The organism is Sphingomonas sp. R647 (genome assembly GCF_020177055.1).
Taxonomy (GTDB): Bacteria; Pseudomonadota; Alphaproteobacteria; order Sphingomonadales; family Sphingomonadaceae; genus Sphingomonas.
In genome coordinates this window covers 500,596-526,516 of sequence record NZ_JAIQXT010000003.1, presented here as the reverse complement: position 1 = coordinate 526,516, position 25,921 = coordinate 500,596, and the positions used below count along the sequence as shown (strand labels likewise).

The window sequence follows — 25,921 nt, the reverse complement described above, 5'->3', positions numbered from 1 at the left end:
ACGGGAGCGTCGATGCTATCGTAGAACGGGTCCAAAACGGCCGGACGGCACCGGCAAAAATAATCGGAGTGAAGTGGTCCGATTAACGTGCGCGTAACGCAGATTGCGCCGCCGCCAGCCGCGCGATCGGCACGCGATAGGGTGAGGCGGAGACGTAATCGAGCCCGGTCTGCTCACAAAATGCGATCGACGCCGGGTCGCCGCCATGCTCGCCGCAAATGCCGAGCTTGATGTCCGGCCGGGTCGCACGGCCACGTTCGGCGGCGATGCTGATCAGTTCGCCCACACCCTCGACATCGAGGCTGACGAACGGATCGCGGGCGTAGATGCCCTTTTCCACATAAGTGGTCAGGAACCGCCCGGCATCGTCGCGGCTGACGCCCAAGGTCGTCTGCGTCAGGTCATTGGTGCCGAAGCTGAAGAATTCACCGACCTCGGCAATGTCCCCGGCGCGCAACGCGGCGCGGGGCAGTTCGATCATCGTGCCGACCAGATACTCGATCGTCCGCCCCTTTTCGGCGAACACCGCCTGCGCGGCGCGATCGACCACAATCTTCATCAGCTCCAGCTCACGCCGGGTGCCGACCAGCGGGATCATCACCTCGGGCGCCGGTGCCGCGCCGGACTTCTCCGCGACGACGCACGCCGCCTCGAAAATCGCGCGCGCCTGCATCTCGTAGATTTCGGGATAGGTCACGCCGAGGCGACAGCCGCGATGGCCGAGCATCGGGTTGAACTCGTGCAGCTCCGCAGCGCGGCGACGCAGCGTCTCGACATCGAGACCGGCAGCCTTGGCCACTTCCTCGAACTCCGATTCCTCGTGCGGCAGGAATTCGTGCAGCGGCGGATCGAGCAGGCGGATGGTGCAGGGCAGCCCGACCATGACCTCGAAAATCTCGATGAAGTCGCTGCGCTGTTCGGGCAGCAATTTGTCGAGCGCAGCGCGGCGCCCCGCCTCGTCGCTCGCCAGGATCATCTGGCGCACCGCCGTGATCCGCGCGGCGTCGAAGAACATATGCTCCGTACGGCACAGGCCGATGCCCTCCGCGCCGAACTCGCGCGCGGTGCGGCAGTCGAGCGGGGTTTCGGCGTTGGTGCGAACCTTCAGTCGACGCACTTCGTCGGCCCAGACCATCAGCGTGCCGAAATCCCCGGCCAGCTCGGGCTGGATCGTCGGGACCGCACCCAGCATGACCTCGCCGGTCGATCCGTCGATCGTCAGCACTTCGCCCTCGCGCACCTCACGCGATCCGATCCGCATCACGCCTTCCGCCGCCTTGATCGACAGCGTGCCCGCGCCGGAGACGCAGGGGCGACCCATGCCGCGCGCCACCACCGCCGCGTGGCTGGTCATGCCGCCACGCGCGGTCAGGATGCCCTTCGCCGCGTGCATCCCGTGAATGTCTTCCGGGCTGGTCTCGACGCGGACCAGGATCACCGCTTCGCCATTGGCAGCGCGCTTCTCGGCCGTGTCGCTGTCGAACACCGCGATGCCCGAAGCGGCACCCGGCGAAGCGGGCAGCCCCTTGGTCAGCACGTCGCGCGGCGCGCTGGGGTCAAGCGTCGGGTGGAGCAGCTGGTCGAGCGCCGATGGATCGACGCGCAGGATCGCCTCGTCGCGGGTGATCAGCTCTTCATTGGCCATATCGACCGCGATCTTCAGCGCGGCCTTCGCCGTGCGCTTGCCCGAGCGGGTTTGCAGCATCCACAGCTTGCCGCGTTCGACCGTGAACTCGATGTCCTGCATGTCGCGGTAATGGCGCTCAAGCTGGTCGAACACGCGCGCCAGCTCGGCATAGGCCTCCGGCATCGCCTCTTCCATCGACAGCGGCTTGGCCCCTGCCCGTTCCCGGGCCGCGCGCGTCAAATATTGCGGCGTGCGGATGCCGGCGACGACATCCTCGCCCTGCGCGTTGATCAGGAACTCGCCATAATAGGCATTCTCGCCGGTCGCGGGGTCGCGGGTAAAGGCGACGCCGGTGGCCGAGGTGTCGCCCATATTGCCGAACACCATCGCCTGGACATTGACCGCCGTGCCCCAGTCGCCGGGGATGTCGTTGAGGCGGCGATAGACCTTCGCGCGCTCCGACTGCCACGACCCGAACACCGCGCCGATCGCGCCCCAGAGCTGGTCGTGCACGTCCTGCGGGAAGGGCTTGCCCCACAATTCGACGACGATCGCCTTGTATTCCTCGACCAGCGTCTGCCAGTCGGCGGCAGTCATCTCGGTATCGAGGCTGTAGCCGCGATCCTCCTTGGCGATCTCCAGCGCTTCCTCGAACCGGCCATGGTCGAGTTCGAGCACGACGTCGGAATACATCTGGATGAAGCGGCGATAGCTGTCCCACGCAAAGCGCGCGTCGCCGCTGATGGTCGCCAGGCCGACCACGGTTTCGTCGTTCAGGCCAAGGTTGAGGACGGTGTCCATCATGCCAGGCATCGACACCCGCGCGCCGGAGCGGACCGAGACGAGCAGCGGATCGCGCGCATCGCCGAAGGTCTTGTCGGTCACCCCCTCGATATGGGTGATGCCGGTCGCGACCTCAGCCTTCAGGCTGTCGGGAAAGCTCTCGCCATTGTCGTAATAGAGCGCGCAGACCGGGGTCGAAATGGTGAAGCCCGGAGGCACCGGAAGGCCGATCGACGCCATCCCGTCGAGGTTCGCGCCCTTGCCGCCGAGCAGGTTCTTGTCCCCCTGGCCGCCGTCGGAAACATTCCCGCCGAAGCGGTACACATAGCGAGTCATTCAAACCCCTTCCGTGACTTGGCGCGGGGCGTACCGCAGGTGCGAAGAGGGGGAAAGGGTCTGTCCACCGCTGTCAGGAGGAAGAAATGCTACAGCGGTGTGAAATTATGTGGGTGGGGCGGCAATCTGAGCCCCTCCCCTTCAGGGGAGGGGTTGGGGTGGGGCCTATACTCTTGGCGAGCGGTCTCGGTGAGATTTCACTGCCCCACCCCCAACCCCTCCCGTGAAGGGGAGGGGCTTGAGAGACGCTACCCCTCGATCTTGCCGAAGTCCGCCACCCGATGCACGGCGTCCCGCATCCGCGCCAGCAAGGCGAGGCGCGCAGCGCGCTTCGCCGGGTCGCTGTCGTTGACCATCACGCCGCTCTCCTTGTCGAAGAACGCATCGATCGGCCCGCGCAGCGTCGCGAGCGCCGCCATCGCCCCTTCGAACTCCTCCGCCTCGACCGCAGCCGCCGCCTTTGGCTCGGCAACGTCGAGCGCGGCGATCAGCGCCGCCTCGGCGGGTTCGGGCGTGTAGGGCAGCAGAGCCGTCGCCTCGGCCTGCGCCGGGGCGACGAAGCCTTCCTTCTTCAGGATATTCGCGGCGCGCTTGTACCCGGCCAGCAGGTTCGCCCCATCCTCGGTCGCCATGAACGCCTGCAGCGCATGGACGCGCGCGAGCAGGCGGACGAGATCGTCCTCCCCGCCCAGCGCGAACACCGCATCGATCAGGTCGTGGCGGACACCCGCCTCGCGCTGCTGGACCTTGAGGCGGTCGGCGAAGAAGTCGAGTAACTCCGTGGCAGTTTTGCGTGCTCCGAAAAGCATCTGCCGGACAGCTTCTCGCGCGACATGCGGTTGCTGATCAACGGCCACACTCAACCCCATCAGGCCCGCAACCCTAAGAGCCGCTCTCGCTCTCTCGGCAAGTGAGCGCGAAGCGTCCGTATTTAAGTCCTCAAATTTTAGAACTTCAAACTGCAGAGCGTGGCTTTCGATTATATCCACAAGCCGCGCTCGAGCTTTACTCGTTTGCGTTTGTAACAGCGTCGCCAGCGCGGCTCGTCGAAGAGCGAACGGATCCTTCGACCCAGTCGGAAGCAAGGAAAATGAGAAAAACCCGATTAACGTATCCAACTTATCCGCTAGCGACACCGCCACCGTGACCGGCGCAGTCGGGACGTCATCGCCCTGACCGACCGGCTTGTAATGGTCGCGGATCGCTGCGGCGACGGCCGGGTCTTCGCCCTGCGCGGCGGCGTAATAGCCGCCCATCAGGCCCTGTAGCTCGGGGAATTCGCCAACCATGCCGGTGACGAGGTCCGCCTTGGCCAGCCGCGCCGCGCGTTCGGCGAGGTCCGGGTCCGCCTTGACGATCCCCGCCTCTGCCAGCCACCGCGCGAGTTTCGCGACGCGGTCGACCTTGTCGGCGACCGTGCCGAGCTTTTCGTGGAAGACGATCTTTTCAAGCTTCGGATGGAGGTCATCCAGCTTCGTCTTAAGATCGGTGTCATAGAAAAACCGCGCATCGCTCAGCCGCGCCGCAAGCACCTTCTGGTTGCCCTCGACAATCCGCTCGCCACCATCCGCCGCGTCGATATTCGCGGTGCAGATGAAGGCATTCGCCAGCTTGCCATCGGCATTTGTGCAGACAAAATATTTCTGGTTCACGCGCGCAGTGAGTTGGATCACCTCGGGTGGCACGTCGAGAAACGCTGCATCGAAGCGGCCCAGCAGCGGCACCGGCCATTCGGTCAGGCCCGCATTCTCGATCAGCAGCCCCTCGTCCTCGACCAGGGTCAGCCCGGCCTTGTTCGCCGCCAGCTTCGCGCCGACCGCGATGGTCGCGCGGCGCTCATTCTGGTCGACGATGACATGGGCGTCCCGCAGCTGCTCGACATAGGTCGCGGCGCTGGTGATCGTGATCGCGTCGGGGTGGTGGAAGCGATGGCCGACGGTGACGGCATCGGACTTCACGCCCGCGACCTCACATGCCACCACGCTCTCGCCCAGCAGCGCGACGATGCCCTGCAGCGGGCGGACCCAGCGCAGGCTCTCGGTGCTCAGCGAGGCTTCGCCCCAGCGCATCGATTTGGGCCAGGGGAAGGCGCGGACGATTCCCGGGATCGCTTCGGCCAGCACGTCCGCCGTCGCGCGGCCCGGCTTGTCGATCACCGCGAACAGCGTCGCGCGGCCCTTTACGTCGCGCGTCTCCAGCGCGTCGCGGGTCAGGCCGGCCTTGCGCAGGAAGCCGTCGACCGCCGCATCGGGCGCGTCGGCGGGCGGGCCTTTCAGCTCCTCGCTCACCGCCGCAGTCTGCTCGGGCAGGTCGCGGGCGATCAGCGTCAGGCGGCGCGGCGTCGCATAGGTGAGCAACGCACCGGCCTTGAGGCCAGCCTTGTCCAGCTCGGCGGTGAACAGGCGCGCAAGATCCTCCCGCGCCTTGTCCTGCATCCGCGCCGGAATTTCTTCGGAGCGGAGTTCGAGGAGGAAGTCGGTCACAGGCTCCACTCCGGGTACTTGGCGCTCCAGCCGGGCTTCATGTGTTCGATATACGCCTCACAGCTGCCCTTCGCGAGATCGCGGACGCGGCCGATATAGGCCTGACGCTCGGCCACCGAGATGACGCCGCGCGCCTGCAGCAGGTTGAACAAATGGCTCGCCTCGATCGCCTGTTCATAGGCGGCGATGGGGACATTGTTGGTCAGGCAATTCTCGCACTCGGCCATCGCCTTGCGGAAGCCTTCGAACAAAGTCTCGGTGTCGGCGACCTCGAAATTATACTTCGACATCTGGCGCTCGTTCTCAAGGAACACGTCGCCATAGGTGACCCCGGCATCGTTGAACGCCAGGTCGTACACGCTGTCCTTGTTCTGGATGTACATGGCGAGGCGTTCGAGGCCGTAGGTAAGTTCGCCCGCGACCGGCTTGCAATCGAAGCCGCCCATTTGCTGGAAATAGGTGAACTGCGTCACCTCCATCCCGTCGCACCACACTTCCCAGCCAAGACCCCAGGCACCGAGCGTCGGCGATTCCCAGTCATCCTCGACGAACCGGATGTCGTGCTTGAGCGGATCGATGCCGATCGCGGTCAGGCTGCCGAGATACAGTTCCTGCAGGTCGGGCGGGCTCGGCTTCAGGATCACCTGATACTGGTAATAATGCTGCAGCCGGTTGGGGTTCTCGCCATAGCGGCCATCGGTCGGGCGGCGGCACGGCTGGACGAACGCGGCGTTCCACGGCTCCGGGCCGAGCGCGCGCAAAGTCGTCGCGGTGTGGAACGTGCCCGCACCCATGCGCATGTCATAGGGCTGAAGGATCAGGCAGCCGCGCTGACTCCAATAATCATGGAGGCGCAGGATCATGCCCTGGAAGCTGAGCGGCGTGGTCATGGTGCCGGGCTTTGGCGAAAGGGCGAAGAGCGGTCAACTGCGGTTGACGCGAGCGGCGCGGGCGGCTTTGGAGGGGTGATCATGTTGAAACGCCTGATCGCCCCCCTCGCCGCCCTGATGCTCTCCAGCTGTTCGCTGTTCGGCGAGGATGCCGACCCCGCTTTGTGGGTGGTCAAGGATGCGGACACGACCATCTACCTGTTCGGCACGGTCCATGTGCTCAAGCCGCGGATGCACTGGTTCGACGAAGGCGTGCGCGTGGCGTTCGACGCGAGCGATGAGGTGGTGCTAGAAATCGCGGAGCCCGATCCGCAGGCGATCGCCGCGCTGACCGCTCAGCTTGGCACGCGCGGCGGCCCGCCCTTTGCGCCTGAGGTCGATGCGGCGGCGCGCGATCTCGGCATGCCGACGGGCGCGATTGACAAGCAGGAGCCGTGGTTGGCAGCGCTGACGCTGGCACAGCTCGCGGTGAAGAATGCGGGCTATGATAGCGGTAATGGCGTCGAGGCGACCTTGTCTGAGGCGGCGGAGGATGCCGGCAAGCCGGTCAAGGCGCTGGAATCGGCACGGGGACAGCTGATGCTGTTCGACGGCCTGTCGGGCGCGGCGCAGAGCGCGATGCTGGACGAAACGGTCAGGGCGCTCCCCGGCACCAAGGCGCGGCTCGACAAGTTCGTCGCCGCTTGGGCCAAGGGCGATGCCGAGAGCGTGGGGGCAGAGATGAACCGCGGCGCACTTGCCTCACCCGAAGTCGCCGACGCGCTGATCACCCGGCGCAACGCCCGCTTCGCCGACTGGGTCGCGGCGCGGATGAACCAGCCCGGCACCGTGTTCGTCGCGGTCGGCGCGGGACACCTCGCGGGCAAGGGCAGCGTGCAGACGCTGCTGGCCGACAAGGGGCTGAAGGTCGAGCGGGTGGTGTACTGATCAAAGCCCCTCCCCTTCAGGGGAGGGGTTGGGGGTGGGGCGTCTGTGTCTCACCGAGACCGACGCGCCCAGAGGATAGGCCCCACCCCAACCCCTCCCCTGAAGGGGAGGGGCTAAGGAGTTGCCTTTCCCCCTCCCCTCGCCTATAGGCGCGCGCTTCCGGTCAGGGTCATCCCTGGAGGCCTGATCGGGAATGGAAACACTTTAGCGCATTGGAACGACATATGAGCGACACGCTTACGCTGTCGGCCGAGACGCGCGACCGGGTTGGCAAGGGAGCCTCCCGGGCGCTGCGTCGTGAAGGCCGCGTCCCCGCCGTGATCTACGGCAACAATCAGGAACCGACCAGCATCCATCTGGATGAGCGCGCGCTGTACAAGGCGCTGCACACCGGCCACTTCATGAACTCGGTCGTGATGATCGAGGGTCTGGACGGCAAGGCGATCCGTACGATTGCAAAGGACGTCGCTCTCGACGTGGTGACCGAACGTCCGGTCCATGTCGATTTCCTGCGCATCGGTGAACACACCACGGTCACCGTCGCGGTGCCGGTCGTGTTCGCCGACGAAGAGGAATCGCCCGGCCTGAAGAAGGGCGGCGTGCTCAACATCGTCCGTCACGAGCTCGAGCTGGTGTGCGACGCAGCCGAGATCCCTAGCGAGATCACCATCTCGCTCAAGGGCCTCGAGCTTGGCGATTCGCTGCACATCTCGGCCGTCACGCTGCCCAAGGGCGTGGCGAGCGCGATCGACGACCGCGACTTCACCATCGCGACGATCGCCACCCCGGCGGCGCTGAAGTCCGAAGGGGCTGAGGACGCAGACGAGGCAGCAGAAGGCGAGTAAGCCTTTCGCGGCATCTGCCGATCGATTACGAGCGCCCCCGCACCCCAAGTGCGGGGGCGCTCTTCGTTTGTGAAAAGGTAATGCGATGCAACTCTGGGTTGGCCTCGGCAATCCCGGCCCCGATTATGCGATGAACCGGCACAATGTCGGCTTCATGGCGGCCGATGCCATCGCCGAAGTGCATGGCTTTTCCGCGCCCGCGAAAAAATTTCAGGGCTGGTTGCAGGAAGGGCGGATCGGCGGCGACAAGATCCTGCTGCTCAAGCCCGCGACCTATATGAACGAAAGCGGGCGGGCGATCCGCGCGGCACTCGACTTCTACAAGCTCGAGCCGGAAGCGGTCACGGTGTTCCATGACGAGCTCGACCTCGCCCCGTTCCAGGTCAAGGTGAAGCGCGGCGGCGGGGCAGCGGGGCAGAACGGCATCCGCAGCGCGATCGCGCATATCGGGCCGGAGTTCCGCCGCGTGCGCATTGGCATCGGCCATCCGGGGCACAAGGACCGCGTCACCGGATACGTGCTCGGCAACTATGCCAAGGCGGAGATCGAGGATCTGAGCGACCTGCTCGGCGCGATCGCGGCAGAGGCCGACTGGCTGGCGAAGGGCGACGACGCGCGGTTCATGAACGACATCGCGCTGCGCTTGCAGCGATCCTGAGCGGACACAAAAAAGGCCGGGTCTCCCCGGCCTTTTTCGTTGGATCGCGTTGGATCAGTTCTTCTTGGCGAGGACCACGCCGACCGCACGGCTGTCGCCCGCCGCAACCGCGCCGCTGATCGCGAAGCTGATGCCGAGCTCAGCCGCCTGCGTGCCATAGGCCACACCCTGGAAGGTGCCGCCCGCAGTGCTGCCCGGGCCGAAGCTGCCGGTGAACTGCGTGCTGCCCACGGGGATCGCGCCGGTGCCGGTGAAGGTGCCGTACGCGACGTTGCCGCCCGCAGTGACGCGGCTGAGGTCCATCGTCATGGTGACCAAACCGGTCGCATAGTTGATCGAAACGGTGACCGTCCCGGTCAGCTTGTCGACCGAGCTGGCGCCCGCAGCAGGCGAGATCACCGCCCGGCCCGCTACGGTCGTCGTGTACGTTGCCGTACCCGTCGTCGGCAGGTCAGTCGAAATGGTCGGATAGCCATAGGTGCCATAGGTGATCCGCTTCGCACCGGCAGTGCTGTCGCCACGCCACCACGCGGCATAGCTCGACCGCTTGAACGTCGTCAGATAGCCCTCCGGCGCGCTGTCCGGGGTGGCGGGATTGCGGATCGTGTTATTGTAGAGTTCGAGCTGGGTGAACGCGCCCGCCGTGGTCGGCGCGGTGCTCTCACGATAGACATATTCGGTCACGCCGACTGCGGGTGCGGTCAGCTGATCGCCCGTGGCGAAACGCGATTCTTCAGCATTTTCACGCACTACCACCGGTAGCGCGTCAGTCGCCGTCGCCACATTCTGCAGCGCAAGACGGACGCGGTTCGAGAACCCGTCGGTACCTGCCGCACCAAGCGTGACCGGACCGGCCACGTCGCCGGTGTAGCTCATCGCAGCACTGACGGTGAAGAACTCTGCCGCAGCGGTAAGCGGGAGCGCGGCATAGGTCGGCGCCGCAGTTGGCGTTGGGGTCGGCGTCGCGCTGGACGTCGCGGTCGGGGTTGGCGTCGGCGTGGCGTCATCGCCGCCGCTGCAGCCGGCTACGACCAGAACAACTGCGGTGCTGGCAATCAGGATGGAACGGCGAATCATACTGCGACTCCTGTAACGTGGCCGTCTGGAAGGCGCTCGGCGCCTGTACCGGGGATGAACGGGCCGCGTTGCCACGACCACTCAATATGACGCGGTAGCGTGGCTAGCCACGAAACGGAAGAGCGCCGACGCGGGATTCGCCGCATCGGCGCATAACCGCGTCAGTTGCCCAGCTGCCCGAGCAATCCGCGCAGCTGCTGGATCTTGCCGAACCGCTCCGCCGGGTTGAGCTTCGCCATCGGCCCGACGCTGCCGAATTCGGCCCCGCTCTGCAGGCAGGTGGTGACCTGTGCATGCGCCTGCGCGCGGTCGCCCTTGGTGAAGTTCGTCTCGATCTGATCCTTGACCGCCCAGTCGAGATAGGTGTCGAGTCCGGCCTTGGACAATTCGGGCTTGGGTGGCTCAGCGGGGATAACCTGATCGCCCAGCGTCTTTTCGACCATGCCGCGATAATAGGTCAGGAACGGCGCTGCGCCGCCTGCGATGTTCTTGGGCAACGGGCTGTCGAGCAGCCGCTGCTGCCACTTCACTGCGGCGTAGCAACGCACGTTGAGCGCGAGCTTGTCCTGCAGATCGCGCGCCTTGCGCTTCTCCGCGGCCTTGGCCTTGGCCTCGGCCGCGGCCTTTTCCTGCGCGCCATTGTCGCCGCACCCGGCGAGCGCGACCAGCGCCAGTGGCGCGAGAAATGCGAAGTGCTTCATGGACTTGATGTCCTCCCCTGGTCCTTACAGATCGCGCGACTTTGACGCCGCGCCGCGCGCTGTCAACCAAGCGCCGCTTGCGCCGCGTCGCGGTCCATGCTGTGCGGGCGACATGACGATCAAGACGCTGTTCGCCACGCGCTTTTCAGAAACCACGCTCGACGACGCCGCATTGCTGGCCGAGCTCGCCGACGCCTGCCGCGATCTGGCGGACCAGGACCGCGCCGGGCAGCGCTGGTCGAAGGACCATGGCTATCGCGGCTACACCAGCTACGCCTCGCTCGACGACCTGCCGATCCGCGACCCGCGCTTTGCCGATCTGGTCCGCCACCTCAATCGCCATGTCGCGCAGTTCGCCGACGCCTGCGCGCTGGACCTGTCGCGCAAGCTCAAGCTCGATAGCCTGTGGGTGAATGTGTTGAAGCCCGGCGGGACCCATTCGGGGCATATCCACCCGCACAGCGTGGTTTCAGGCACCATCTATGTCGAAGTGCCGCCGGGCGCCGGCGCGCTCAAGCTGGAGGACCCGCGCCTGCCCATGCTGATGGCCGCCCCGCCCCGCCGCCCCGACGCGCCCGAAGATCTCCAGACCTTCGTCTATGCCCAGCCCTCGCCGGGCAGCATCTTCCTGTGGGAAAGCTGGCTGCGGCACGAGGTGACACCGCATGCGGGCAAGGGTGAGCGGATCAGCATCAGCTTCAACTATCGCTGATCCTGCCCCAATCAGCGTGCGCGCGGAACCATTTCGCTTCTGAACCGATTGGACTGCCTATCCTTCTGGAGAATGACCATGCGTAAGAGCCTTTTCGCGCTATTGGCGCTGTCGCTCGCCGTCCCGACCACCGCATTGATGACCACCACCGCGTCGGCGCAGAGCTGGCAGGAGCGTGAGCGCGAGCGTGACCGCGAATACAATGAGCGGCGCGACCGCCGTTATGGCGAACGCCGCGACCAGCGTCCCGACTATCGCTGGCAGGGCGACCGCCGCGACCGCAATTGGGAGCCGTCGAGCGCCTATCGTCCGGGTCGCTACAGCGAACGGCGCATGAGCCGTCAGGACCGCATCTATCGTGGCCGTGACAACCGCTATTATTGCCGCCGCAGCGACGGCACCACCGGCCTGGTGGTCGGTGCGGCGCTGGGCGGCATCCTGGGCGGCGCGATTGGCAATGGCGACGTGCTCGGCGTGATCCTGGGCGGCGCCGGCGGCGCGGTGCTGGGCCGTGAGGTCGAACGCGGCAACGTGCGCTGCCGTTGATTCACTAACGGTGAAGAACGAGGCCCGCCGGTCGCATGACCGGCGGGCCTTTTCATGGGCGCCTTTGAGAAGCGGTGCCAGCCCGCTCCCCCACCCGGCCACCCATAGAATACACTGTCGTTGGGTGGCCGGGTGGGGGAGCGGGCTGGCACCGCCATTCAGCTTCGCTGAATCCAACTATAGCCTTTTCCCCGCGTCCGGCCTATCTGCGCGCCTTTCCCGGACCACAGGATCACAGGACAAATGGGCTTTCGCTGCGGCATTGTCGGCTTGCCGAACGTCGGCAAATCGACGCTTTTCAACGCGCTGACGCAGACTGCGGCGGCGCAGGCGGCCAACTATCCCTTCTGCACGATCGAGCCGAATGTCGGCAACGTCGCCGTGCCGGACGACCGTCTGGACGCGCTGGCCAAGATCGCCGGGTCGCAGAAGATCATCGAAACCCAGCTCGGCTTCGTCGACATCGCCGGCCTCGTGCGCGGCGCGAGCAAGGGCGAAGGGCTGGGCAACCAGTTCCTCGGCAACATCCGTGAGGTGGACGCGATCGTCCATGTCCTGCGCTGTTTCGAGAATGACGACATCCAGCATGTCGACAACAAGGTCGACCCGATCGCCGACGCCGAGACGGTCGAGACCGAACTGATGCTGTCCGACCTCGAAAGCCTCGAGAAGCGCGTGCCGAACCTTCAGAAAAAGGCCGCGCAGGGCGACAAGGACGCAAAGGTCGCCGCAACCGTGCTGGCGCAGGCGCTCGACCTGCTGCGCGAGGGCAAGCCCGCGCGGTTGGTAAAGCCCAATGATGCCGAGGAAGAGCGCGTGCTGAAGCAGGCGCAGCTGATCACCGCCAAGCCGGTGCTCTATGTCTGCAACGTCAATGAAGAGCACGCCGCCGACGGCAATGACTATTCGGCGCGCGTGTTCGAAAAGGCGAAGGCCGAGGGCGCGCAGGCGGTCGTCGTCTCCGCCGCGATCGAGGCTGAAATCGCCACGATGCCCGCCGAAGAGCGCGGCGAGTTCCTCGCTGAGCTGGGGCTGGAAGAAACCGGCCTGACTCGCGTGATCCGCGCCGGATACAGCCTGCTGCACCTGCTGACCTTCTTCACCGTCGGGCCAAAGGAAGCGCGCGCCTGGACCACCCATGTCGGTGCCAAGGCTCCGCAGGCGGCGGGCGAGATCCACACCGATTTCGAACGCGGCTTCATCCGCGCCGAAACGATCGCGTTCGACGATTACGTCAAGTTCAGTGGCGAAACAGGCGCTCGCGACAACGGCAAGCTGCGCTCGGAAGGCAAGGAATATGTCGTCCAGGACGGCGACGTGATGCTGTTCCGTTTCAACGTCTGATCCCCCGGCGGCCTTCCCTCCCTGAACGGGAGGGGAGGCCGTGGGTTAGAGCGATGCCTCAACCAAGATAACGGCGACGGCGCTCTGCGCTCGCCAGCATCACCACCAACGTCGCGACGACGACCAGCCCCGCGACGATCGTCGCAGTGGCGATCTCCGAATGCGCCTGCCCGGCCTTTTGATGGATCGCCCACAGTGCCCACAGGAACGGCAACGGGTACCAGGGGTTGCCGCGGGTGCCGACCACGGCCGCCGCGACGATCGCTCCACCCACCAGCAGGATCGCCGCCGAGATCACTGGCAAAGGTCCACGCAGGACGACATCGTGGAAGTTGAGCGCCGCAGCGATGTTGACGATCGTCGCGGCGGTCAGCCAGCCCGCCAGCGCGCTGAGCGGCAGCACCACCGCCAACCGCTCGCCCAGCGTAAAGGATGGGGTGATGGCGAAAATGCGCAGGATCGCCAGCAGGTTGACCAGCGTGAACACGATGATCAGCACCGACGGGAAGCCAAGGCTGAATAGCTGGGTGTAGGTCACCCACAGCGCGTTGCCGAGCACGGCAAAGGCGAAATGCCACCCGATCCGCCGCACCAGTTCGCTGTCGCGATGGCGCGGCAACAGCTGATAGACGACATAGACGAGCGTACCGAAATACAGCGGGCCCCAGATCGCGAACGCCCATCCAGCGGGCGTAATCAGCGTCTGCGTATCCGCCGACTGTTCGCCGACCGGATTGCCGATGCCGATCATCGGCAGCAGCGGGGCGAGGATCTGGGCGAGCGCGAACACCAACGCCGCAATGGCGCGGACGCGGCTGTCGGGAGCGGATGCGGTCTGGTTCATGGCGCGACAACCTAAGCGCCGAATATTAGTTCCGCTAGTGAAACGCCCACCTGAACGTCTTTGCGATCGCCAGCGTCGATCCGCGCACCAGCGGCAGCGCGACCACCGGGCGTTGTAGCCCGTGCATTGCGCGCGCCCAGTCGGGCAATAAATCCACCGCCGCCGCAAAGATCGCCGCCTGTGCAGGCGCCATCGCCAGACTGGGTGAGCGATGATTGAGCAGGAAGCTCGCGACTTCGCGGGTGCGATCATCGACCAGCAGTTGCGGGCGCATCGCGGTGATCAGCCCCTCCGCCTCAAACCGGCTGCGCGGCACCGGATCGGCACCCAGCGCTAGCGCGATGCGTGCGGTTTCGGCGTAATAGATATCCTCCTCAGCACGGCTGACCGCCACGCCATAGCGCTGCCACGCAGCGAGGAAGCACCACATCTCGGTCACATGCACCCAGGCGAGCAGTTGCGGATCGTCGGCGCGATAGGGGGTGCCGTCGGGCAGCGTGCCTCCGACCCGCTCATGCACATCGCGCACCTTGGCGATCGACGCCTCGGCGATGCTGCGTTCGGCATAGGTCGTCTCGGCGATGAAGCGCGCGGTGCGGCGCAGGCGGCCGAGCATGTCCTTGCGGAACGCGCTATGGTCCCACACGCCCGCCAGCACCGCCGGATGCAGCATCTGCAGCAACAGCGACGCGACCCCGCCGACCATCATCGTCGTCACGTCGCCATGCACGCGCCAGGTGATGCTGTCGCGCGCGAACAGCGCATCGTCGCTGCGCTGCACCGGCGCCTCGCCCCGCGCAGAATCGTTGAACGTCGCGCGGACCACGCCGATCAGGCGCTTGCGCAATCCGGCGGTGAGATCGGGCGGAGGCATGGGGTCAAGCTAGGTTGTCGGCATGCGCACGGCAATGCTAGGGCGGCGCGATGCTGCGTCTGTTCATCCTGCTGGCATTGCTGCTCGGCACGCTCCCCGCTCCTGCGGCGGCGGCGCCGGCGTGTCACGAGATGGCCGCGGTGACGATGGATCATGACGCGCCCGCACCCCAGCCCGACAAGGCTCCGGCGATGGGCAAGGCACTGTGTGTGGGCTGCATCGCCCCCTCGACGATGACCGTGAGCGCGGTGACGCCGCCCCTCCCATTGATCGCGCGCCACGACGCGGCCGGCCCGGTCCAGCGGATGCCCGGCGCGATCCTTACGCCCGAACCACCCCCTCCGCGCGGGTGATCGATTGCGGGGCCTTGGCCTCGCTTCCCGATCATTCACGGAGTTTATCACGATGACCTATCGAACGACGCTCGCCGCCCTGATGGCGGCGACGGCGCTGCCCGTTGCGGCGGCAGCGCAGGAGCACGACCACGGCCAGCACGCAACGCCCGCGCCTGCACCGGCTAAGACCGACCACCAGCATCACGGCGAGCCAGAAGCGGCAGCAAAGCCCAACGCACAGATCGCATCCGGCACGGCGTTGCTCCCCGCCGCCGAGGGTGGCCAGCATGGCGGCCTGCACGCCACGACGGGCGACTGGATGCTGATGGCGCACGGCTATGCCTGGGGCGCGGTGACCAGCCAGGGCGGCCCCCGCGGCGACGACATGGCGTTTGTCCAGACAATGGGCATGGTCACCGCCAGCCGCCCGCTGGGCGATTCCGCCCGGATCGAGCTACGCGGCATGTTCAGCCTCGACCCGCTGATGGGCAAGCGCGGCTATCCCAACCTGTTCGCGGCGGGCGAGACCGCCAATGGCCGCGCGCTGGTCGACCGCCAGCATCCGCACGACCTGTTCATGGAGCTGGCCGCACGGGTCGAGGTCGATGTCGCCGATGGCACCACCGCCTTCCTCTATGGCGGCCCGGTCGGCGAACCCGCGCTCGGCCCGCCCGCCTTCATGCACCGCCGCTCGGCGCGCTATCAGACGATGTCGCCGATCGCGCATCACTGGTTCGATTCGACGCACATCACCTATGGCGTGGCGACGGCAGGCGTGCGGACGCGGGCGCTTCAGCTGGAAGGATCGGTGTTCAAGGGCCGCGAGCCGGATGAGGAGCGTTGGGGCTTCGACCCGATCAAGCTCGATTCATGGAGCCTGCGCGCGACCCTCACCCCGTCCCCGAACTGGACGGCGCAGGTCAGCCATGGGCGCCTGAAAAGCCCCGAGGCGCTGCATGGCGACGAGGACGAGGCGCGCACCACTGCCAGCATCCACTACGCGCGTGGCGGCCTGTCCGCGACGCTGGCCTGGTCGGCCAAGAACCGCATCCCGGGCGACACGCTCAGCGCCTGGGTGGCGGAAGCGAACTGGGACATCGACGCGCGCCACAGCCTCTTCGGCCGCGCCGAACTGGTCCGCAATGACGAGCTGTTCCCCGACCACAGCCACCCGCTGCACGACCAACCCTTCCGCGTCGCGCGGTTCGAGGGCGGCTATGCCTATCGCATCCCGCTGGGCGACAAGGTGTCGCTGGCGCTGGGCGGATCGGTCGCTGCCTATGCCAAGCCCGATGCGCTCGATCCCTATTATGGGAACAGCCCGATCAGCGGCACCGCGTTCGCGAAGCTGACGCTGGGCGACTGACTCGCGTCTGTCATCTAAACTCAATAGGCCGCCGCCATGCGTATCCCATCAGTCGTGGCGGCGGCCATATCCGCCCTGTTTCTTACCGCCTGCACCCAGACGCACGCGCTTGCGCCCGCTGCTCCTTCAGCCGCGACCGCCGAGATGCGCGCGCCGGTCACGATCCTGATCGGACTTGACGGCTTCCACCCCGACTATCTCAACCGCGGCGTGACCCCGGTGCTGTCCGAGCTCGCACGCGGCGGGGTGCGCGCCAACATGCGGCCGTCCTTCCCGACCAAGACGTTTCCCAATTTCTACACCCTGGTGACCGGCAAGCGCCCGGACCGGCACGGCATCGTCGCCAACCGGTTCGAAGATCCGGCGCGGCCCGGTGAGACCTTCACCATGCGCTCCGAGCAGCCCTATTGGTGGGATCAGGGCGAGCCGATCTGGAATGCCGCGGAAAAGGCTGGGGTACAAACCGCGGTCATGTTCTGGCCGGGCTCGGCGGTCGAGATCGGCGGCACCTATCCCCATGACTGGCAGGCATTCGGCATGGCGGTGAACGGGCGCCAGCGGGTCGATGCGATCATCGACTGGTTGCGCCGTCCGGCGGCGACGCGGCCCAAGCTGCTGGGGCTGTATTTCGACACGATCGACACCGCAGGACACCGCTTCGGCCCCGACGCGCCCGAGACGACGGCGGCGGTGGCGGAGATTGACGCGCTGATCGGGCGGCTCACTCGCGAGCTGGCCGGACTGGGGCAGCCCGCCAACCTGATCTTCGTCGCCGATCACGGCATGGCTGCGACCGACGAGCGCCGCCGCATCCAGCTGGATATGATCGCCGCACCGACCGATTTCCGGACCATTGAAGAAGGCCCCTATGCCGCGCTCGAGCCGCAACCGGGTGCGAAGCGGCGCTGGCCGCAGCGCTGCTCAAGCCGCATCCCAACATGGAATGCTGGCGCCGCGCGGACATTCCTGCCCGCCTCCATTACGGCCGCAATCCGCGTGTCTCGTCGTTCCTGTGCCTCGCTAGGGTCGGCTGGACGATCACGACCCGCCCGGTTGGCGAGCCGCTACGTCCCGGTGGGGCGCATGGCTGGGATCCTGCAGCGCCGGAGATGACGGCCCTGTTCCTCGCGCATGGTCCCGCCTTTGCGGTGAGCACCACCCTGCCCGACTTCGACAATGTCCATGTCGCGCCGCTGCTGCGTCAGCTGGCGGGCGTCCCCCAGGCGAAGGATGCCGATGGCGATCCGGCGGTGCTGGCACCGGCGCTCCGCCGCTGAACCCTCTTGCCAAGAACCAGTTTCGGACCGAAACTGATCCCATGATCTATTTCGAGGACCTGACGGTCGGGGACAAGGCCAGCTTCGGCTCCTATGCGGTCACGCGCGAAGAGGTGCTGGAGTTCGCCCGGAAATACGACCCCCAGCCCTTCCACATCTCCGACGAGGCGGCGGCAAAGACCCATTTCGGCCGTCTCGCCGCCAGTGGCTGGCACACCGCCGCCATGACGATGGCAATGCTGGTCGAACAGATGAAGGTGCGCCCGACCGCCAGCCTCGGCGCGGCTGGGATCGACGAACTGCGCTGGATCAAGCCGGTCTTCCCCGGCGACACGCTGCGTTGCGAAACCGAGTTGCTCGAGAAGCGTCAGTCGGAAAAGCGCCCGGAAATGGGCCGCACCCGCTCGCGCATGCTGGTGTTCAACCAGCATGACGAGCCGGTGCTCAGCTTCATCGCCAATGCGATCGTGGCGCTTCGACCAGTCGCTTAGAGCCTATTCGGGCTGGCTAGAGGCATCGTGATTGCCCTGGCGTGTTCGCTGGCAAGGAGCGGGTCGCGGCGCGTAGCGGCGCTACGCGCAAGATCTGCGACGCAGACCAGCGGGCGCGCCAGGGCAACCCCGAAGGGGCGGGCGGATTTTGGCGCATGGCGTCGTCCCTCGTCGGTCACGATGCATTGGCATCGCTCCCTCCTCACTCCTCGCCCTGCGCCAAAATCCGCTCCGTCCCGATGCCTCTAGCAAGCCCGAATAGGCTCTAGTTCGGCCGACGCCGGTCGCGGCGGTTCTCGCGACGCAACTCACGGCGATCGTCACGATATTCGCGGCGATATTCGCGCCGGTCATCGCGGCGTTCGGCGCGCGCTTCGGGCCGGGTCACTTCACCCTGCCGATAGTCGCGCCGGTCCTGACGGCGATCCTGGCGATAGGCACGATCGTCCTGGCGACGATCCTGCGCAAACTCGCGCCAGTTCGCCCGCACGGCGCGGCGGTCACCCCGCCAGCCCTGACGGCGCTGCTCCCAATAGCGGCGCTGGCTGTCGCTCCAGCGGATCGGCCGACGGTCACGGTCGTACACATAGTAACCGGTGCCGGGGTAATAATAGTCGCCCTGCCAGCCCCAATAGGGGTCGCCATAGCCGCCGGCATAAGAACCGCCGCCCCCAACGCCATAGCCGGCTGAAACGCCGCTATAGCCATAGCCATCGGTACAGGCCGCAACGCCGAGCGCTGCCGCGCCGACAAGACCGAGCTTCACGATACGCATAGTGAACATGATGCTTCTCCCGGGCGCGTCACGGCGCCCTAATCGCTTGAGAACGGGGGAGAAGCCGCCGAAGTTCCGTCAGTGACCGGGATAGGCGACCAGCGCAGTCACATGGAGCCCCTCGGCACGCAGCGCATCCGCACCGCCCAGATCGGGCAGGTCGATGACGAACGCCGCCTGCGTTACCACCGCCCCCACCTTGCGGAGCAGGCGGACGGCGGCCCGCGCGGTGCCGCCAGTGGCGATCAGATCGTCGATCAGCAACACGCGCGCGCCGGGCACGACCGCATCGGCATGGATCGCGATTCGATCGGTGCCGTACTCCAGCGCATAATCCTCCGCCACGGTCGCTCCGGGCAGCTTGCCGTCCTTGCGCACCAGCAGCGTCCCCGCCCCCAGCGCCAGCGCGACGGGCGCTGCGAAGATGAACCCGCGTGCCTCGATTCCCGCCACGAGGTCGACCGGGCCATCCACCGCATCGACGATCCGTTCGACCGCGCGGGCAAATCCGGCGGCGTCGAGCAGCAACGTGGTGATGTCGCGGAACATGATCCCCGGCTTTGGGAAATCGGGGATGGTGCGGATCAGCGCGGCGAGGTCGTCATTGGTCGGGGTCACGGTATCGCTCCCAAGAAAACGGCCCGGGAATCGCTTCCCGGGCCGTCGGAGAAAAGGTTCGGATGGACCTTAGTCCTTCACGTTCCGCCAGATCTGCTTCTTGGCGCCATAGGCAAGGAAGCAGAAGATCACGAGGAAGATCAGCGTCGCGAACCCGGCGGTCTTGCGTGCTTCCATCTTCGGCTCGGCGGTCCAGGTCAGGAACGCTGCGACGTCGGCCGCATAGTTCTTGGTGGTGGCCGCGGTGCCGTCCGAATAGGTCACCTGACCATCCTTCAGCGGCGCCGCCATCGCCAGGTTGAGCGTGTGGAAATAGGGGTTGTAGTGCAGCCCCTCCGGCGTCTTGGCTTCCGGGAACTTCTTGAGCAGTTCCGCAGGCTGCGCCTGATAGCCGGTCAGCAGCGAGTAGAGATAGTTGGAGCCATCGGCACGCGCCTTCGCCATCAGCGAGAGGTCGGGCGGGATCGCGTTATTGTTCGCGGCCGCCGCGGCGATCTCGTTGGCATAGGGCGACGGGAAACGATCGGCAGGCATGCCGTCGCGGGTCGCCGGCTCACCCGTTTCGGGGTTGAGCGACGGGACCTGGAAACCCTTGGCGATGGTCTTGATCTGACCCTCGCTATAGCCAAGCGCGGTCAGGTCGCGGAACGACACCAGACGCAGCGAGTGACAGGCGGCGCACACTTCCTTGTACACCTGCATGCCACGTTGCAGCTGGCGCTTGTCGTAAGTGCCAAACGCACCTTCGAACGAGAAGCCACCCTCCGGGCCCTTGGCGTACGCGTGGAATTCCTCTTCCACCGTCGCCTTGGGCGGTTCCTTGATCCAGTTCGACACCGTGTCCCAGATGCCGAGCAGCAGGGCGAAGACGAAGCCGACGCCGACGATGAAGCCGCCAATGCGAACCATTTTCTTCAGCCCCTCTTATTCGGCAGCAGCGGTCTGGAGTGGCGAAGTGCCACCCTTTCCGGCGAGCACAGCTTCGGTGATCGAGTTCGGCAGCGGGCGCGGACGCTCCATCGCGGACACGATCGGCAGGATCACCAGGAAATGCAGGAAGTAGTAAGCGGTCGCGATCTGGCCGATCAGGATCACGCCCGGGGTCGGCGCTGCACCACCGATATAGCCCAGCACCAGCACGTCCACCAGCAGGATGAGCAGGAACCACCGGTAGGTCGGGCGATAGTTCGCCGAACGCACCGGCGACGTGTCGAGCCAGGGCAGGACGAACAGCAGCAGGATCGAGCCGAACATCGCCAGCACGCCCCACAGCTTCGCCGAGAAGATGAAGTCGACGGTGAACGACTTCAGGATCGCGTAGAAGGGCAGGAAATACCATTCGGGCACGATGTGCGCGGGCGTCGAAAGCGGGTTGGCCGGGATGTAATTGTCCGGATGGCCCAGCAGGTTCGGCGAATAGAAGATCAGCGCAGCATAAACCAGCAGTGCCACGCCCACGCCGATGCCGTCCTTGGCCGTGTAATAGGGGTGGAACGGGACCGTGTCCTGCTCATCTTTCACCTCAACGCCGGTCGGGTTGTTCGAACCGGGAATGTGCAGCGCCCAGATGTGCAGGATGATCACGCCCGCGATCACGAACGGCAGCAGATAGTGGAGCGAGAAGAAGCGGTTCAGCGCGGCGTTGTCCGGCGCGAACCCGCCCAGCAGCCACACGCGGATCGGCTCGCCAACGCCCGGGATCGCCGAGAAGAAGCCGGTGATCACCTGCGCGCCCCAGAAGCTCATCTGGCCCCAGGGAAGGACATAGCCCATGAACGCGGTCGCCATCATCAGCAGGAAGATGACCACACCGAGCAGCCACACCATCTCGCGCGGCGCCTTGTACGAACCGTACCACAGGCCGCGGGCGATATGGACATACACCACCGCCAGGAACAGCGATGCGCCATTGGCGTGGGCGTAGCGGAAGAACCAGCCGCCCTGCACGTCGCGCATGATATGCTCGACGCTGTCGAAGGCGATGCCGGAATTCGCGGCATAATGCATCGCGAGCACGATGCCCGTGAGGATCTGGATCGCCAGGAACATCCCGGCGAGGACGCCGAAGTTCCAGAAATAGTTGAGGTTGCGCGGAACCGGATAACCGGCGCCGACGGCGTTATAGACGAAGCGCGGAAGCGGCAGACGGCTATCCACCCACTTGGTCAGCGGGTGCTTCGGCTCATACTGCTTTGCCCAGGGAAAGCTCATTTCAGGTGCCCCCTCAGCCGACCCGGATTACGGTGTCGGAAATGAATGCGTATTCCGGAACGACGAGGTTCGTCGGTGCCGGACCGGTGCGGATGCGACCGGCGGTGTCATAGGCCGAGCCGTGGCACGGGCAGAAATAGCCGCCGAACGGACCCTTGTTCTCGCCCTCGCCAGCGCCCAGCGGCACGCAGCCGAGATGGGTGCAGACGCCGAGGGTGACGAGCCAGTTGGCCTTGCCCTCCTTGGTGCGCTCGGCGAGCGTCTGGGGATCGCGCAGGTCGCTGACCGGCGTCGCGTTCGCCGCTTCGATTTCAGGTGCCGTGAGGTTGCGCACGAACAACGGCTGCTTGCGGAACGTCGCCTTGATCGACTGGCCCGGCTGGATCGCCGAAATGTCGAGTTCGGTGGTCGACAGCGCCAGCACGTCGGCCGACGGGCTCATCTGGTTGACGAGCGGGATCGCAATCACGCCCGCGCCGACACCCGCCCAGGCGACCGCACCAATCGCGAGATAGTCGCGACGGCGAGGATCGGCCGGCGCGTCACCCGCGTCACCCGGAGGTACAGCTTCTTCAAGCGTTGCCATGCATCAGCCCTTGCACTTCAAAATTCCGGCGTTTTCACGCCCCTGTCCCGGAAGCGAAGCGCGCGAACGCCACGCCCAGCCCCCCGGATTGCCCCCGGTGGCTGGCGGGCCTGATAGACGGCGCGGGGCGACTTTGCCAACCGCCTTTTTGACTGGGTTGTGACGGGCGCATGCCCTGCACTATCGGGGACATCATGCGCATCGCTCTGTTCCAACCCTGTATCGCCGGAAATGTCGGCGCAGTCCTGCGCATCGGCGCGTGTTTCGATACCGCGATCGACCTGATCGAGCCGATGGGATTCGCGTGGGACGACAAGCGCGTCGCGCGCGCCGGCATGGACTATATCGACCATGTCCGCGTCACCCGGCACCGCGGCTGGGACGCGTTCCTGACCACCGTGACCAGCCGCATCGTGCTGTTCACGACAAAAGGCGCGGGCCGGTTCGACGAGGCCAAGTTCCGCTCGGACGACATCCTGCTGTTCGGGTCGGAGGATGCCGGCGTTCCGGATCACGTCCATGACCGTGCCGACCTGCGCGTCAAAATCCCGATGAAGCCGGCGATGCGGTCCTTGAACCTGTCCGTATCCGCGGGCATCGCGCTGTCCGAAGCGCTCCGGCAAACCAAAGGTTATCCGCAATGATCGAACTCGACACCCAGCAGCAGCGCGCCCGCGCGTGGTTCGAACAGCTGCGCGACGCGATCTGCGCCGAGTTCGAGGCGATCGAGCGTGAGGCCGGGTCGGATGCGGCGTTCGACTATATCGCGTGGGACCGCACCGATCCGTCGGGCGAGCCGGGCGGTGGCGGTGTGCGCGGGGTGATGAAGGGGAAGGTGTTCGAAAAGGTCGGCGTCAACGTCTCGACCGTCGGCGGCACGTTCGAGGGCGATTTCGCCAAGTCGATCCACGGCGCGGGCGAGGACCCCCGCTTCTTCGCCACCGGGATCAGTCTGGTCGCGCACATGGCCAACCCGCATGTCCCCGCCGTCCACATGAACACACGCTTCCTGGTGACGACGAAGCGCTGGTTTGGCGGCGGCGCAGATTTGAACCCGCCGCTCCCCTATGATGAAGACACAGTGGACTTCCATGCACGTTTGAAGGCGGCATGTGACGCGCATGACCCACAGCATTATCCGCGATTCAAGGCGTGGGCCGACGACTATTTCTACATCCCCCACCGCAATGTCCATCGCGGCGTCGGCGGCATCTTCTACGACCACCTGGAAAGCGAAGACAGTTCGGCATGGGAGGCGAATTTCGCCTTCACCCAGGATGTCGGGCGCGCGTTCCTCGACATCTTCCCCGCGATCGTCCGGCGGCGGATGGCAACGCCGTTCACCGATGCCGACAAGGCCCAGATGCTCGAATGGCGCGGGCGCTACGCCGAATTCAATCTGGTCTATGACCGGGGCACGCTGTTCGGCCTTAAGACCGGCGGCAATATCGACGCAATCCTGATGAGCCTCCCCCCGCTGGCAACCTGGAGCTGAAATGGGCCTCCTCCCAGTAAAGCCCGGCGAGGTGGCGGCAATCGTCACCAGCCTCGAAATGCGCGAGCGGCCCCGGCCCCGGCCGATGCCCGAATCGCCGCTGCGGCTGGTGCGGTGGGAGGCACCCAGCCCCGACAAGTACCGAACCTTGTTCGCGCGGGTGGGCTCGCCCTGGCTGTGGTTCTCGCGGCTGGTGATGGAGGAGGCGCGGCTGACCGCGATCATCCATGACCCGCGACTCGAGATTTTCGCGGTGGTCGATCGTCAGGGGATCGAGGTCGGCATGCTCGAACTCGATTTCCGTGAGGCCGCGACGTGCGAGCTATCGTTCGTGGGGCTGGTGCCCGAACTGACCGGCGCAGGGCATGGCCGCTGGCTGATGGCGCAGGCGCTGATGCGGGCATGGCGCCCCGATGTGACGCGGGTGTGGGTGCACACCTGCACGCTCGACCATCCCAAGGCGCTGGGCTTTTATCGCGCGTCGGGCTTCGTGCCGTTTACCCGGGCGATCGAGACCTTTGCCGATCCGCGCGTCACCGGGCATCTGCCCCGCGACGCCGCCCCTCACATCCCGCTGATCGACCCGCCCAACCGCCGATAGGCGGCGATCCGTACCAACGTGAAGAAGGCGTAGGCCGCCGCCCCCGCCGCCGCGACCGGCACGAGCAGAACGGCATAGATCAGCGTCCCGCCGCCGAACGCGGCCGCCAGTAGTTGGATCAGAATCACCAGCGCGAAGATTGCGGCGAAGATCACGATCCCGACGCCAAAGCCGAGCAGCGCCAGCCACCAGCCATGACCAGCACTGAGGCGAAACCCGCGCTCAATCGCGCCAAGCACGCCGCGCTCCGGCTCCGCAACATAGGCAGGTCCCATCATCCAGGTGCGCCCGAAAATATAGACGCCGGGCAGGATGAACAGCGCGAAGCCCAGCTGAAGGATCGCGCCATTAGCCATGGCGAGAAGCACCCAGGGGAGCAGCCGAAGCCCGCTCGCGCGCAGCAACTCGCCCACGCTCTTTCCGCGCTGGAGATAGAGGTTGAGCAGCATCAGCGTGCCGAATTCGAGCGTCAGCGAGATCGCGACGACGGCAATGATGTTCGCGCGATAGAATGCCGTGACCGCTCCACGAATATCTTCGGGCGCAGCGTCAGGGGCGATCACGATCGTCGTCGACAGATACGCGATGGCGAGGATCGGGAGCAGCAGGAACATCCCGACGATCGGCACCATCAGGTCGCGATCGGTACGCCACAATATCGCGGCGTCCGCCAAAACGCCGCGGAATGAGAAGCTCATGCCGCCGCAGCCGCCTCATGCCGCGCCAGCAGCGCGATGTAGAGCTTGGCGAGGAACGCGGTGCCGAGCACCGTGAAGCCTGTCGAGACCGCGCCGCCGACGATGGTCGTCAGGACCGAGGCGAGCGAGATGCCCTCCTCGCCGCGCCCGGCGACCAGATACATGACCGCGCCGAACGCGGTGGTCGCGGCGAGGTTGGCGACGATCGAGACGATTGCGTACAGGATCAGTACTCCGACGATCTTGAGCGCGACGCCGCGCGTCAGCCGCCACGACCGCGCGATGGCACCGATCGCCAGCCGGTCCCCGACAACCGACGGAATGACCACCGCCAGGCGTGCAAAGACCCAGATCGCGAGGACAAGGATCACCATGAAGTAGAGGAACACCCACACGGCGACACTGGGGGGGATATCGGGCATCGCGCTGCCCTGCAGCGAGGTCATATCGACCCCGCCGACCGCCAGCATGACGCCGACGGGGATCATCAGCGCGACCACGACGACGACCATGACGATCATCAGCAGCAGCGCGGCGGGGAAGCGGCGGGTGGCTACCCGGCTCGCCTGATGTCCCTGCGCAGGGTCGATCGCAAGCGCGGTCACGGCCAACTGCCCCCAGAAGCTGATCATCGCGAGGACGAACACGCCAAGGCCAAGCACCATGGCGGTTCCAGGCGTGGCGTTCTGCTGCAGCCCCGAAAGGTTGGCCGAGATGGTGGAGGGAACGAAGATCGCCAGCAGCGCGATCGGCAGCAAGCTGCCGAGATTGTCGCTCAGAAACTCTGCCGTCCGATCCCAGACGCTACCCATACTGACCAT

At 66.0% G+C, this 25,921-nt stretch carries 27 protein-coding genes and 2 pseudogenes; 15 read left to right on the top strand and 14 right to left on the bottom strand.

Annotated features, from left to right (window positions below; translation table 11 throughout):
- Window positions 1–82: 82 nt before the first annotated feature.
- The 3 genes from ppdK to K9B35_RS09590 all read right to left on the bottom strand — a co-directional run bounded on the left by ppdK (window position 83) and on the right by K9B35_RS09590 (window position 6,119).
- Complete coding sequence (gene ppdK / locus K9B35_RS09600; RefSeq protein ID WP_224921600.1) at window positions 83–2,746, bottom strand: pyruvate, phosphate dikinase; 2,664 nt, start codon at window positions 2,744–2,746, stop codon at window positions 83–85.
- Between the two features lie 248 nt (window positions 2,747–2,994).
- The gene (glyS, locus tag K9B35_RS09595; protein WP_224921599.1) at window positions 2,995–5,229 is read right to left on the bottom strand and encodes a glycine--tRNA ligase subunit beta; all 2,235 of its coding nucleotides are present in this window, start codon (window positions 5,227–5,229) and stop codon (window positions 2,995–2,997) included.
- Window positions 5,226–6,119, bottom strand: coding sequence for a glycine--tRNA ligase subunit alpha (locus K9B35_RS09590; RefSeq protein WP_224921598.1), 894 nt, complete (start codon window positions 6,117–6,119; stop codon window positions 5,226–5,228). Before K9B35_RS09590 ends, glyS begins: the two co-directional genes overlap by 4 nt.
- 81 nt (window positions 6,120–6,200) lie before the next feature.
- Here K9B35_RS09590 and K9B35_RS09585 point away from each other — a divergent pair, with 81 nt between their 5' ends.
- The 3 genes from K9B35_RS09585 (at window position 6,201) to pth (ending at window position 8,549) form a co-directional block, all read left to right on the top strand.
- Complete coding sequence (locus tag K9B35_RS09585; protein ID WP_224921597.1) at window positions 6,201–7,046, top strand: TraB/GumN family protein; 846 nt, start codon at window positions 6,201–6,203, stop codon at window positions 7,044–7,046.
- 224 nt (window positions 7,047–7,270) lie between these two features.
- Window positions 7,271–7,891: a 50S ribosomal protein L25/general stress protein Ctc gene (locus K9B35_RS09580; RefSeq protein ID WP_224921596.1), complete on the top strand. Its 621-nt coding sequence runs from the start codon at window positions 7,271–7,273 to the stop codon at window positions 7,889–7,891.
- 85 nt (window positions 7,892–7,976) lie between these two features.
- The gene (gene pth, locus K9B35_RS09575) at window positions 7,977–8,549 is read left to right on the top strand and encodes an aminoacyl-tRNA hydrolase (protein WP_224921595.1); all 573 of its coding nucleotides are present in this window, start codon (window positions 7,977–7,979) and stop codon (window positions 8,547–8,549) included.
- A 54-nt stretch (window positions 8,550–8,603) separates the two neighbouring features.
- On the opposite strand, the gene K9B35_RS09570 is transcribed toward pth, so the two are convergent.
- The gene (locus K9B35_RS09570; protein ID WP_224921594.1) at window positions 8,604–9,626 is read right to left on the bottom strand and encodes a hypothetical protein; all 1,023 of its coding nucleotides are present in this window, start codon (window positions 9,624–9,626) and stop codon (window positions 8,604–8,606) included.
- Window positions 9,627–9,787: 161 nt separating this feature from the next.
- Window positions 9,788–10,327, bottom strand: a complete 540-nt coding sequence (locus tag K9B35_RS09565) for a hypothetical protein (RefSeq protein WP_224921593.1) — start codon at window positions 10,325–10,327, stop codon at window positions 9,788–9,790.
- Between the two features lie 112 nt (window positions 10,328–10,439).
- On the opposite strand from K9B35_RS09565, the gene K9B35_RS09560 reads away from it, so the two are divergent.
- From K9B35_RS09560 to ychF, 3 genes are all read left to right on the top strand, one after another.
- Window positions 10,440–11,039 carry a TIGR02466 family protein gene (locus tag K9B35_RS09560; protein WP_224921592.1) on the top strand — a complete coding sequence of 200 codons (600 nt, stop codon included), beginning with the start codon at window positions 10,440–10,442 and terminating at the stop codon, window positions 11,037–11,039.
- A 78-nt stretch (window positions 11,040–11,117) separates the two neighbouring features.
- Window positions 11,118–11,585 (top strand): glycine zipper 2TM domain-containing protein, encoded by a 468-nt coding sequence (locus tag K9B35_RS09555; protein WP_224921591.1) that lies wholly within the window; start codon window positions 11,118–11,120, stop codon window positions 11,583–11,585.
- 243 nt (window positions 11,586–11,828) lie between these two features.
- Window positions 11,829–12,929, top strand: a complete 1,101-nt coding sequence (gene ychF, locus K9B35_RS09550; RefSeq protein WP_224921590.1) for a redox-regulated ATPase YchF — start codon at window positions 11,829–11,831, stop codon at window positions 12,927–12,929.
- A 58-nt stretch (window positions 12,930–12,987) separates the two neighbouring features.
- On the opposite strand, the gene K9B35_RS09545 is transcribed toward ychF, so the two are convergent.
- Both K9B35_RS09545 and K9B35_RS09540 read right to left on the bottom strand, forming a co-directional pair.
- Entirely contained in the window at window positions 12,988–13,773 is a 786-nt protein-coding gene (locus K9B35_RS09545) for a hypothetical protein (protein WP_224921589.1), read from the bottom strand.
- 34 nt (window positions 13,774–13,807) lie between these two features.
- Window positions 13,808–14,647: an oxygenase MpaB family protein gene (locus K9B35_RS09540; RefSeq protein WP_224921588.1), complete on the bottom strand. Its 840-nt coding sequence runs from the start codon at window positions 14,645–14,647 to the stop codon at window positions 13,808–13,810.
- 50 nt (window positions 14,648–14,697) lie between these two features.
- On the opposite strand from K9B35_RS09540, the gene K9B35_RS09535 reads away from it, so the two are divergent.
- From K9B35_RS09535 to K9B35_RS09515, 6 genes and pseudogenes are all read left to right on the top strand, one after another.
- Window positions 14,698–15,000, top strand: a complete 303-nt coding sequence (locus K9B35_RS09535; protein WP_224921587.1) for a hypothetical protein — start codon at window positions 14,698–14,700, stop codon at window positions 14,998–15,000.
- A 52-nt stretch (window positions 15,001–15,052) separates the two neighbouring features.
- Window positions 15,053–16,348, top strand: coding sequence for a hypothetical protein (locus tag K9B35_RS09530; RefSeq protein WP_224921586.1), 1,296 nt, complete (start codon window positions 15,053–15,055; stop codon window positions 16,346–16,348).
- A gap of 36 nt (window positions 16,349–16,384) precedes the next feature.
- Window positions 16,385–17,179 (top strand): annotated as a pseudogene (locus tag K9B35_RS09525) (ectonucleotide pyrophosphatase/phosphodiesterase); the annotation flags it as partial.
- 107 nt (window positions 17,180–17,286) lie between these two features.
- Window positions 17,287–17,382 (top strand): annotated as a pseudogene (locus tag K9B35_RS20180) (hypothetical protein); the annotation flags it as partial.
- Between the two features lie 75 nt (window positions 17,383–17,457).
- Window positions 17,458–17,625 carry a hypothetical protein gene (locus K9B35_RS09520; RefSeq protein WP_224921711.1) on the top strand — a complete coding sequence of 56 codons (168 nt, stop codon included), beginning with the start codon at window positions 17,458–17,460 and terminating at the stop codon, window positions 17,623–17,625.
- A gap of 41 nt (window positions 17,626–17,666) precedes the next feature.
- A complete protein-coding gene (locus K9B35_RS09515; protein ID WP_224921585.1) occupies window positions 17,667–18,116 on the top strand; it encodes a MaoC family dehydratase in 450 nt (149 codons plus the stop codon).
- 265 nt (window positions 18,117–18,381) lie between these two features.
- Here the strand turns inward: K9B35_RS09515 and K9B35_RS09510 are convergent, their stop codons facing one another.
- From K9B35_RS09510 to petA, 5 genes are all read right to left on the bottom strand, one after another.
- Entirely contained in the window at window positions 18,382–18,900 is a 519-nt protein-coding gene (locus K9B35_RS09510) for a hypothetical protein (RefSeq protein ID WP_224921584.1), read from the bottom strand.
- A gap of 69 nt (window positions 18,901–18,969) precedes the next feature.
- The gene (locus tag K9B35_RS09505; protein ID WP_224921583.1) at window positions 18,970–19,509 is read right to left on the bottom strand and encodes an adenine phosphoribosyltransferase; all 540 of its coding nucleotides are present in this window, start codon (window positions 19,507–19,509) and stop codon (window positions 18,970–18,972) included.
- 69 nt (window positions 19,510–19,578) lie between these two features.
- A complete protein-coding gene (locus tag K9B35_RS09500) occupies window positions 19,579–20,418 on the bottom strand; it encodes a cytochrome c1 (protein ID WP_224921582.1) in 840 nt (279 codons plus the stop codon).
- A gap of 15 nt (window positions 20,419–20,433) precedes the next feature.
- Complete coding sequence (locus tag K9B35_RS09495; protein ID WP_224921581.1) at window positions 20,434–21,720, bottom strand: cytochrome b; 1,287 nt, start codon at window positions 21,718–21,720, stop codon at window positions 20,434–20,436.
- 13 nt (window positions 21,721–21,733) lie between these two features.
- Complete coding sequence (gene petA, locus K9B35_RS09490; RefSeq protein WP_224921580.1) at window positions 21,734–22,306, bottom strand: ubiquinol-cytochrome c reductase iron-sulfur subunit; 573 nt, start codon at window positions 22,304–22,306, stop codon at window positions 21,734–21,736.
- 194 nt (window positions 22,307–22,500) lie between these two features.
- Between petA and K9B35_RS09485 the strand changes: the two genes are divergently transcribed.
- From K9B35_RS09485 to K9B35_RS09475, 3 genes are read left to right on the top strand one after another with little or no spacing between them, the layout of a single operon-like run.
- The gene (locus K9B35_RS09485; RefSeq protein WP_224921706.1) at window positions 22,501–22,950 is read left to right on the top strand and encodes a tRNA (cytidine(34)-2'-O)-methyltransferase; all 450 of its coding nucleotides are present in this window, start codon (window positions 22,501–22,503) and stop codon (window positions 22,948–22,950) included.
- Entirely contained in the window at window positions 22,947–23,801 is an 855-nt protein-coding gene (gene hemF / locus K9B35_RS09480) for an oxygen-dependent coproporphyrinogen oxidase (RefSeq protein WP_224921579.1), read from the top strand. Before K9B35_RS09485 ends, hemF begins: the two co-directional genes overlap by 4 nt.
- 1 nt (window position 23,802) lies before the next feature.
- Window positions 23,803–24,402, top strand: coding sequence for a GNAT family N-acetyltransferase (locus K9B35_RS09475; protein WP_224921578.1), 600 nt, complete (start codon window positions 23,803–23,805; stop codon window positions 24,400–24,402).
- On the opposite strand, the gene K9B35_RS09470 is transcribed toward K9B35_RS09475, so the two are convergent.
- The gene (locus tag K9B35_RS09470) at window positions 24,366–25,100 is read right to left on the bottom strand and encodes a hypothetical protein (protein ID WP_224921577.1); all 735 of its coding nucleotides are present in this window, start codon (window positions 25,098–25,100) and stop codon (window positions 24,366–24,368) included. The two genes, K9B35_RS09475 and K9B35_RS09470, sit on opposite strands and share 37 nt — an antisense overlap.
- Window positions 25,097–25,912 (bottom strand): hypothetical protein, encoded by an 816-nt coding sequence (locus tag K9B35_RS09465; protein WP_224921576.1) that lies wholly within the window; start codon window positions 25,910–25,912, stop codon window positions 25,097–25,099. Before K9B35_RS09465 ends, K9B35_RS09470 begins: the two co-directional genes overlap by 4 nt.
- Window positions 25,913–25,921: the final 9 nt, after the last annotated feature.

What these genes read in the sequence shown, in the direction of transcription:
- ppdK (WP_224921600.1), bottom strand. Translation starts at nt 2,746, where the DNA reads ATGACTCGCTATGTGTACCGCTTCGGCGGGAATGTTTCCGACGGCGGC.
- K9B35_RS09590 (WP_224921598.1), bottom strand. Translation starts at nt 6,119, where the DNA reads ATGACCACGCCGCTCAGCTTCCAGGGCATGATCCTGCGCCTCCATGAT.
- K9B35_RS09585 (WP_224921597.1), top strand. Translation starts at nt 6,201, where the DNA reads ATGTTGAAACGCCTGATCGCCCCCCTCGCCGCCCTGATGCTCTCCAGC.
- K9B35_RS09580 (WP_224921596.1), top strand. Translation starts at nt 7,271, where the DNA reads ATGAGCGACACGCTTACGCTGTCGGCCGAGACGCGCGACCGGGTTGGC.
- pth (WP_224921595.1), top strand. Translation starts at nt 7,977, where the DNA reads ATGCAACTCTGGGTTGGCCTCGGCAATCCCGGCCCCGATTATGCGATG.
- K9B35_RS09570 (WP_224921594.1), bottom strand. Translation starts at nt 9,626, where the DNA reads ATGATTCGCCGTTCCATCCTGATTGCCAGCACCGCAGTTGTTCTGGTC.
- K9B35_RS09565 (WP_224921593.1), bottom strand. Translation starts at nt 10,327, where the DNA reads ATGAAGCACTTCGCATTTCTCGCGCCACTGGCGCTGGTCGCGCTCGCC.
- K9B35_RS09560 (WP_224921592.1), top strand. Translation starts at nt 10,440, where the DNA reads ATGACGATCAAGACGCTGTTCGCCACGCGCTTTTCAGAAACCACGCTC.
- K9B35_RS09555 (WP_224921591.1), top strand. Translation starts at nt 11,118, where the DNA reads ATGCGTAAGAGCCTTTTCGCGCTATTGGCGCTGTCGCTCGCCGTCCCG.
- ychF (WP_224921590.1), top strand. Translation starts at nt 11,829, where the DNA reads ATGGGCTTTCGCTGCGGCATTGTCGGCTTGCCGAACGTCGGCAAATCG.
- K9B35_RS09545 (WP_224921589.1), bottom strand. Translation starts at nt 13,773, where the DNA reads ATGAACCAGACCGCATCCGCTCCCGACAGCCGCGTCCGCGCCATTGCG.
- K9B35_RS09540 (WP_224921588.1), bottom strand. Translation starts at nt 14,647, where the DNA reads ATGCCTCCGCCCGATCTCACCGCCGGATTGCGCAAGCGCCTGATCGGC.
- K9B35_RS09535 (WP_224921587.1), top strand. Translation starts at nt 14,698, where the DNA reads ATGCTGCGTCTGTTCATCCTGCTGGCATTGCTGCTCGGCACGCTCCCC.
- K9B35_RS09530 (WP_224921586.1), top strand. Translation starts at nt 15,053, where the DNA reads ATGACCTATCGAACGACGCTCGCCGCCCTGATGGCGGCGACGGCGCTG.
- K9B35_RS09520 (WP_224921711.1), top strand. Translation starts at nt 17,458, where the DNA reads ATGACGGCCCTGTTCCTCGCGCATGGTCCCGCCTTTGCGGTGAGCACC.
- K9B35_RS09515 (WP_224921585.1), top strand. Translation starts at nt 17,667, where the DNA reads ATGATCTATTTCGAGGACCTGACGGTCGGGGACAAGGCCAGCTTCGGC.
- K9B35_RS09510 (WP_224921584.1), bottom strand. Translation starts at nt 18,900, where the DNA reads ATGTTCACTATGCGTATCGTGAAGCTCGGTCTTGTCGGCGCGGCAGCG.
- K9B35_RS09500 (WP_224921582.1), bottom strand. Translation starts at nt 20,418, where the DNA reads ATGGTTCGCATTGGCGGCTTCATCGTCGGCGTCGGCTTCGTCTTCGCC.
- K9B35_RS09495 (WP_224921581.1), bottom strand. Translation starts at nt 21,720, where the DNA reads ATGAGCTTTCCCTGGGCAAAGCAGTATGAGCCGAAGCACCCGCTGACC.
- petA (WP_224921580.1), bottom strand. Translation starts at nt 22,306, where the DNA reads ATGGCAACGCTTGAAGAAGCTGTACCTCCGGGTGACGCGGGTGACGCG.
- K9B35_RS09485 (WP_224921706.1), top strand. Translation starts at nt 22,501, where the DNA reads ATGCGCATCGCTCTGTTCCAACCCTGTATCGCCGGAAATGTCGGCGCA.
- hemF (WP_224921579.1), top strand. Translation starts at nt 22,947, where the DNA reads ATGATCGAACTCGACACCCAGCAGCAGCGCGCCCGCGCGTGGTTCGAA.
- K9B35_RS09475 (WP_224921578.1), top strand. Translation starts at nt 23,803, where the DNA reads ATGGGCCTCCTCCCAGTAAAGCCCGGCGAGGTGGCGGCAATCGTCACC.
- K9B35_RS09470 (WP_224921577.1), bottom strand. Translation starts at nt 25,100, where the DNA reads ATGAGCTTCTCATTCCGCGGCGTTTTGGCGGACGCCGCGATATTGTGG.
- K9B35_RS09465 (WP_224921576.1), bottom strand. Translation starts at nt 25,912, where the DNA reads ATGGGTAGCGTCTGGGATCGGACGGCAGAGTTTCTGAGCGACAATCTC.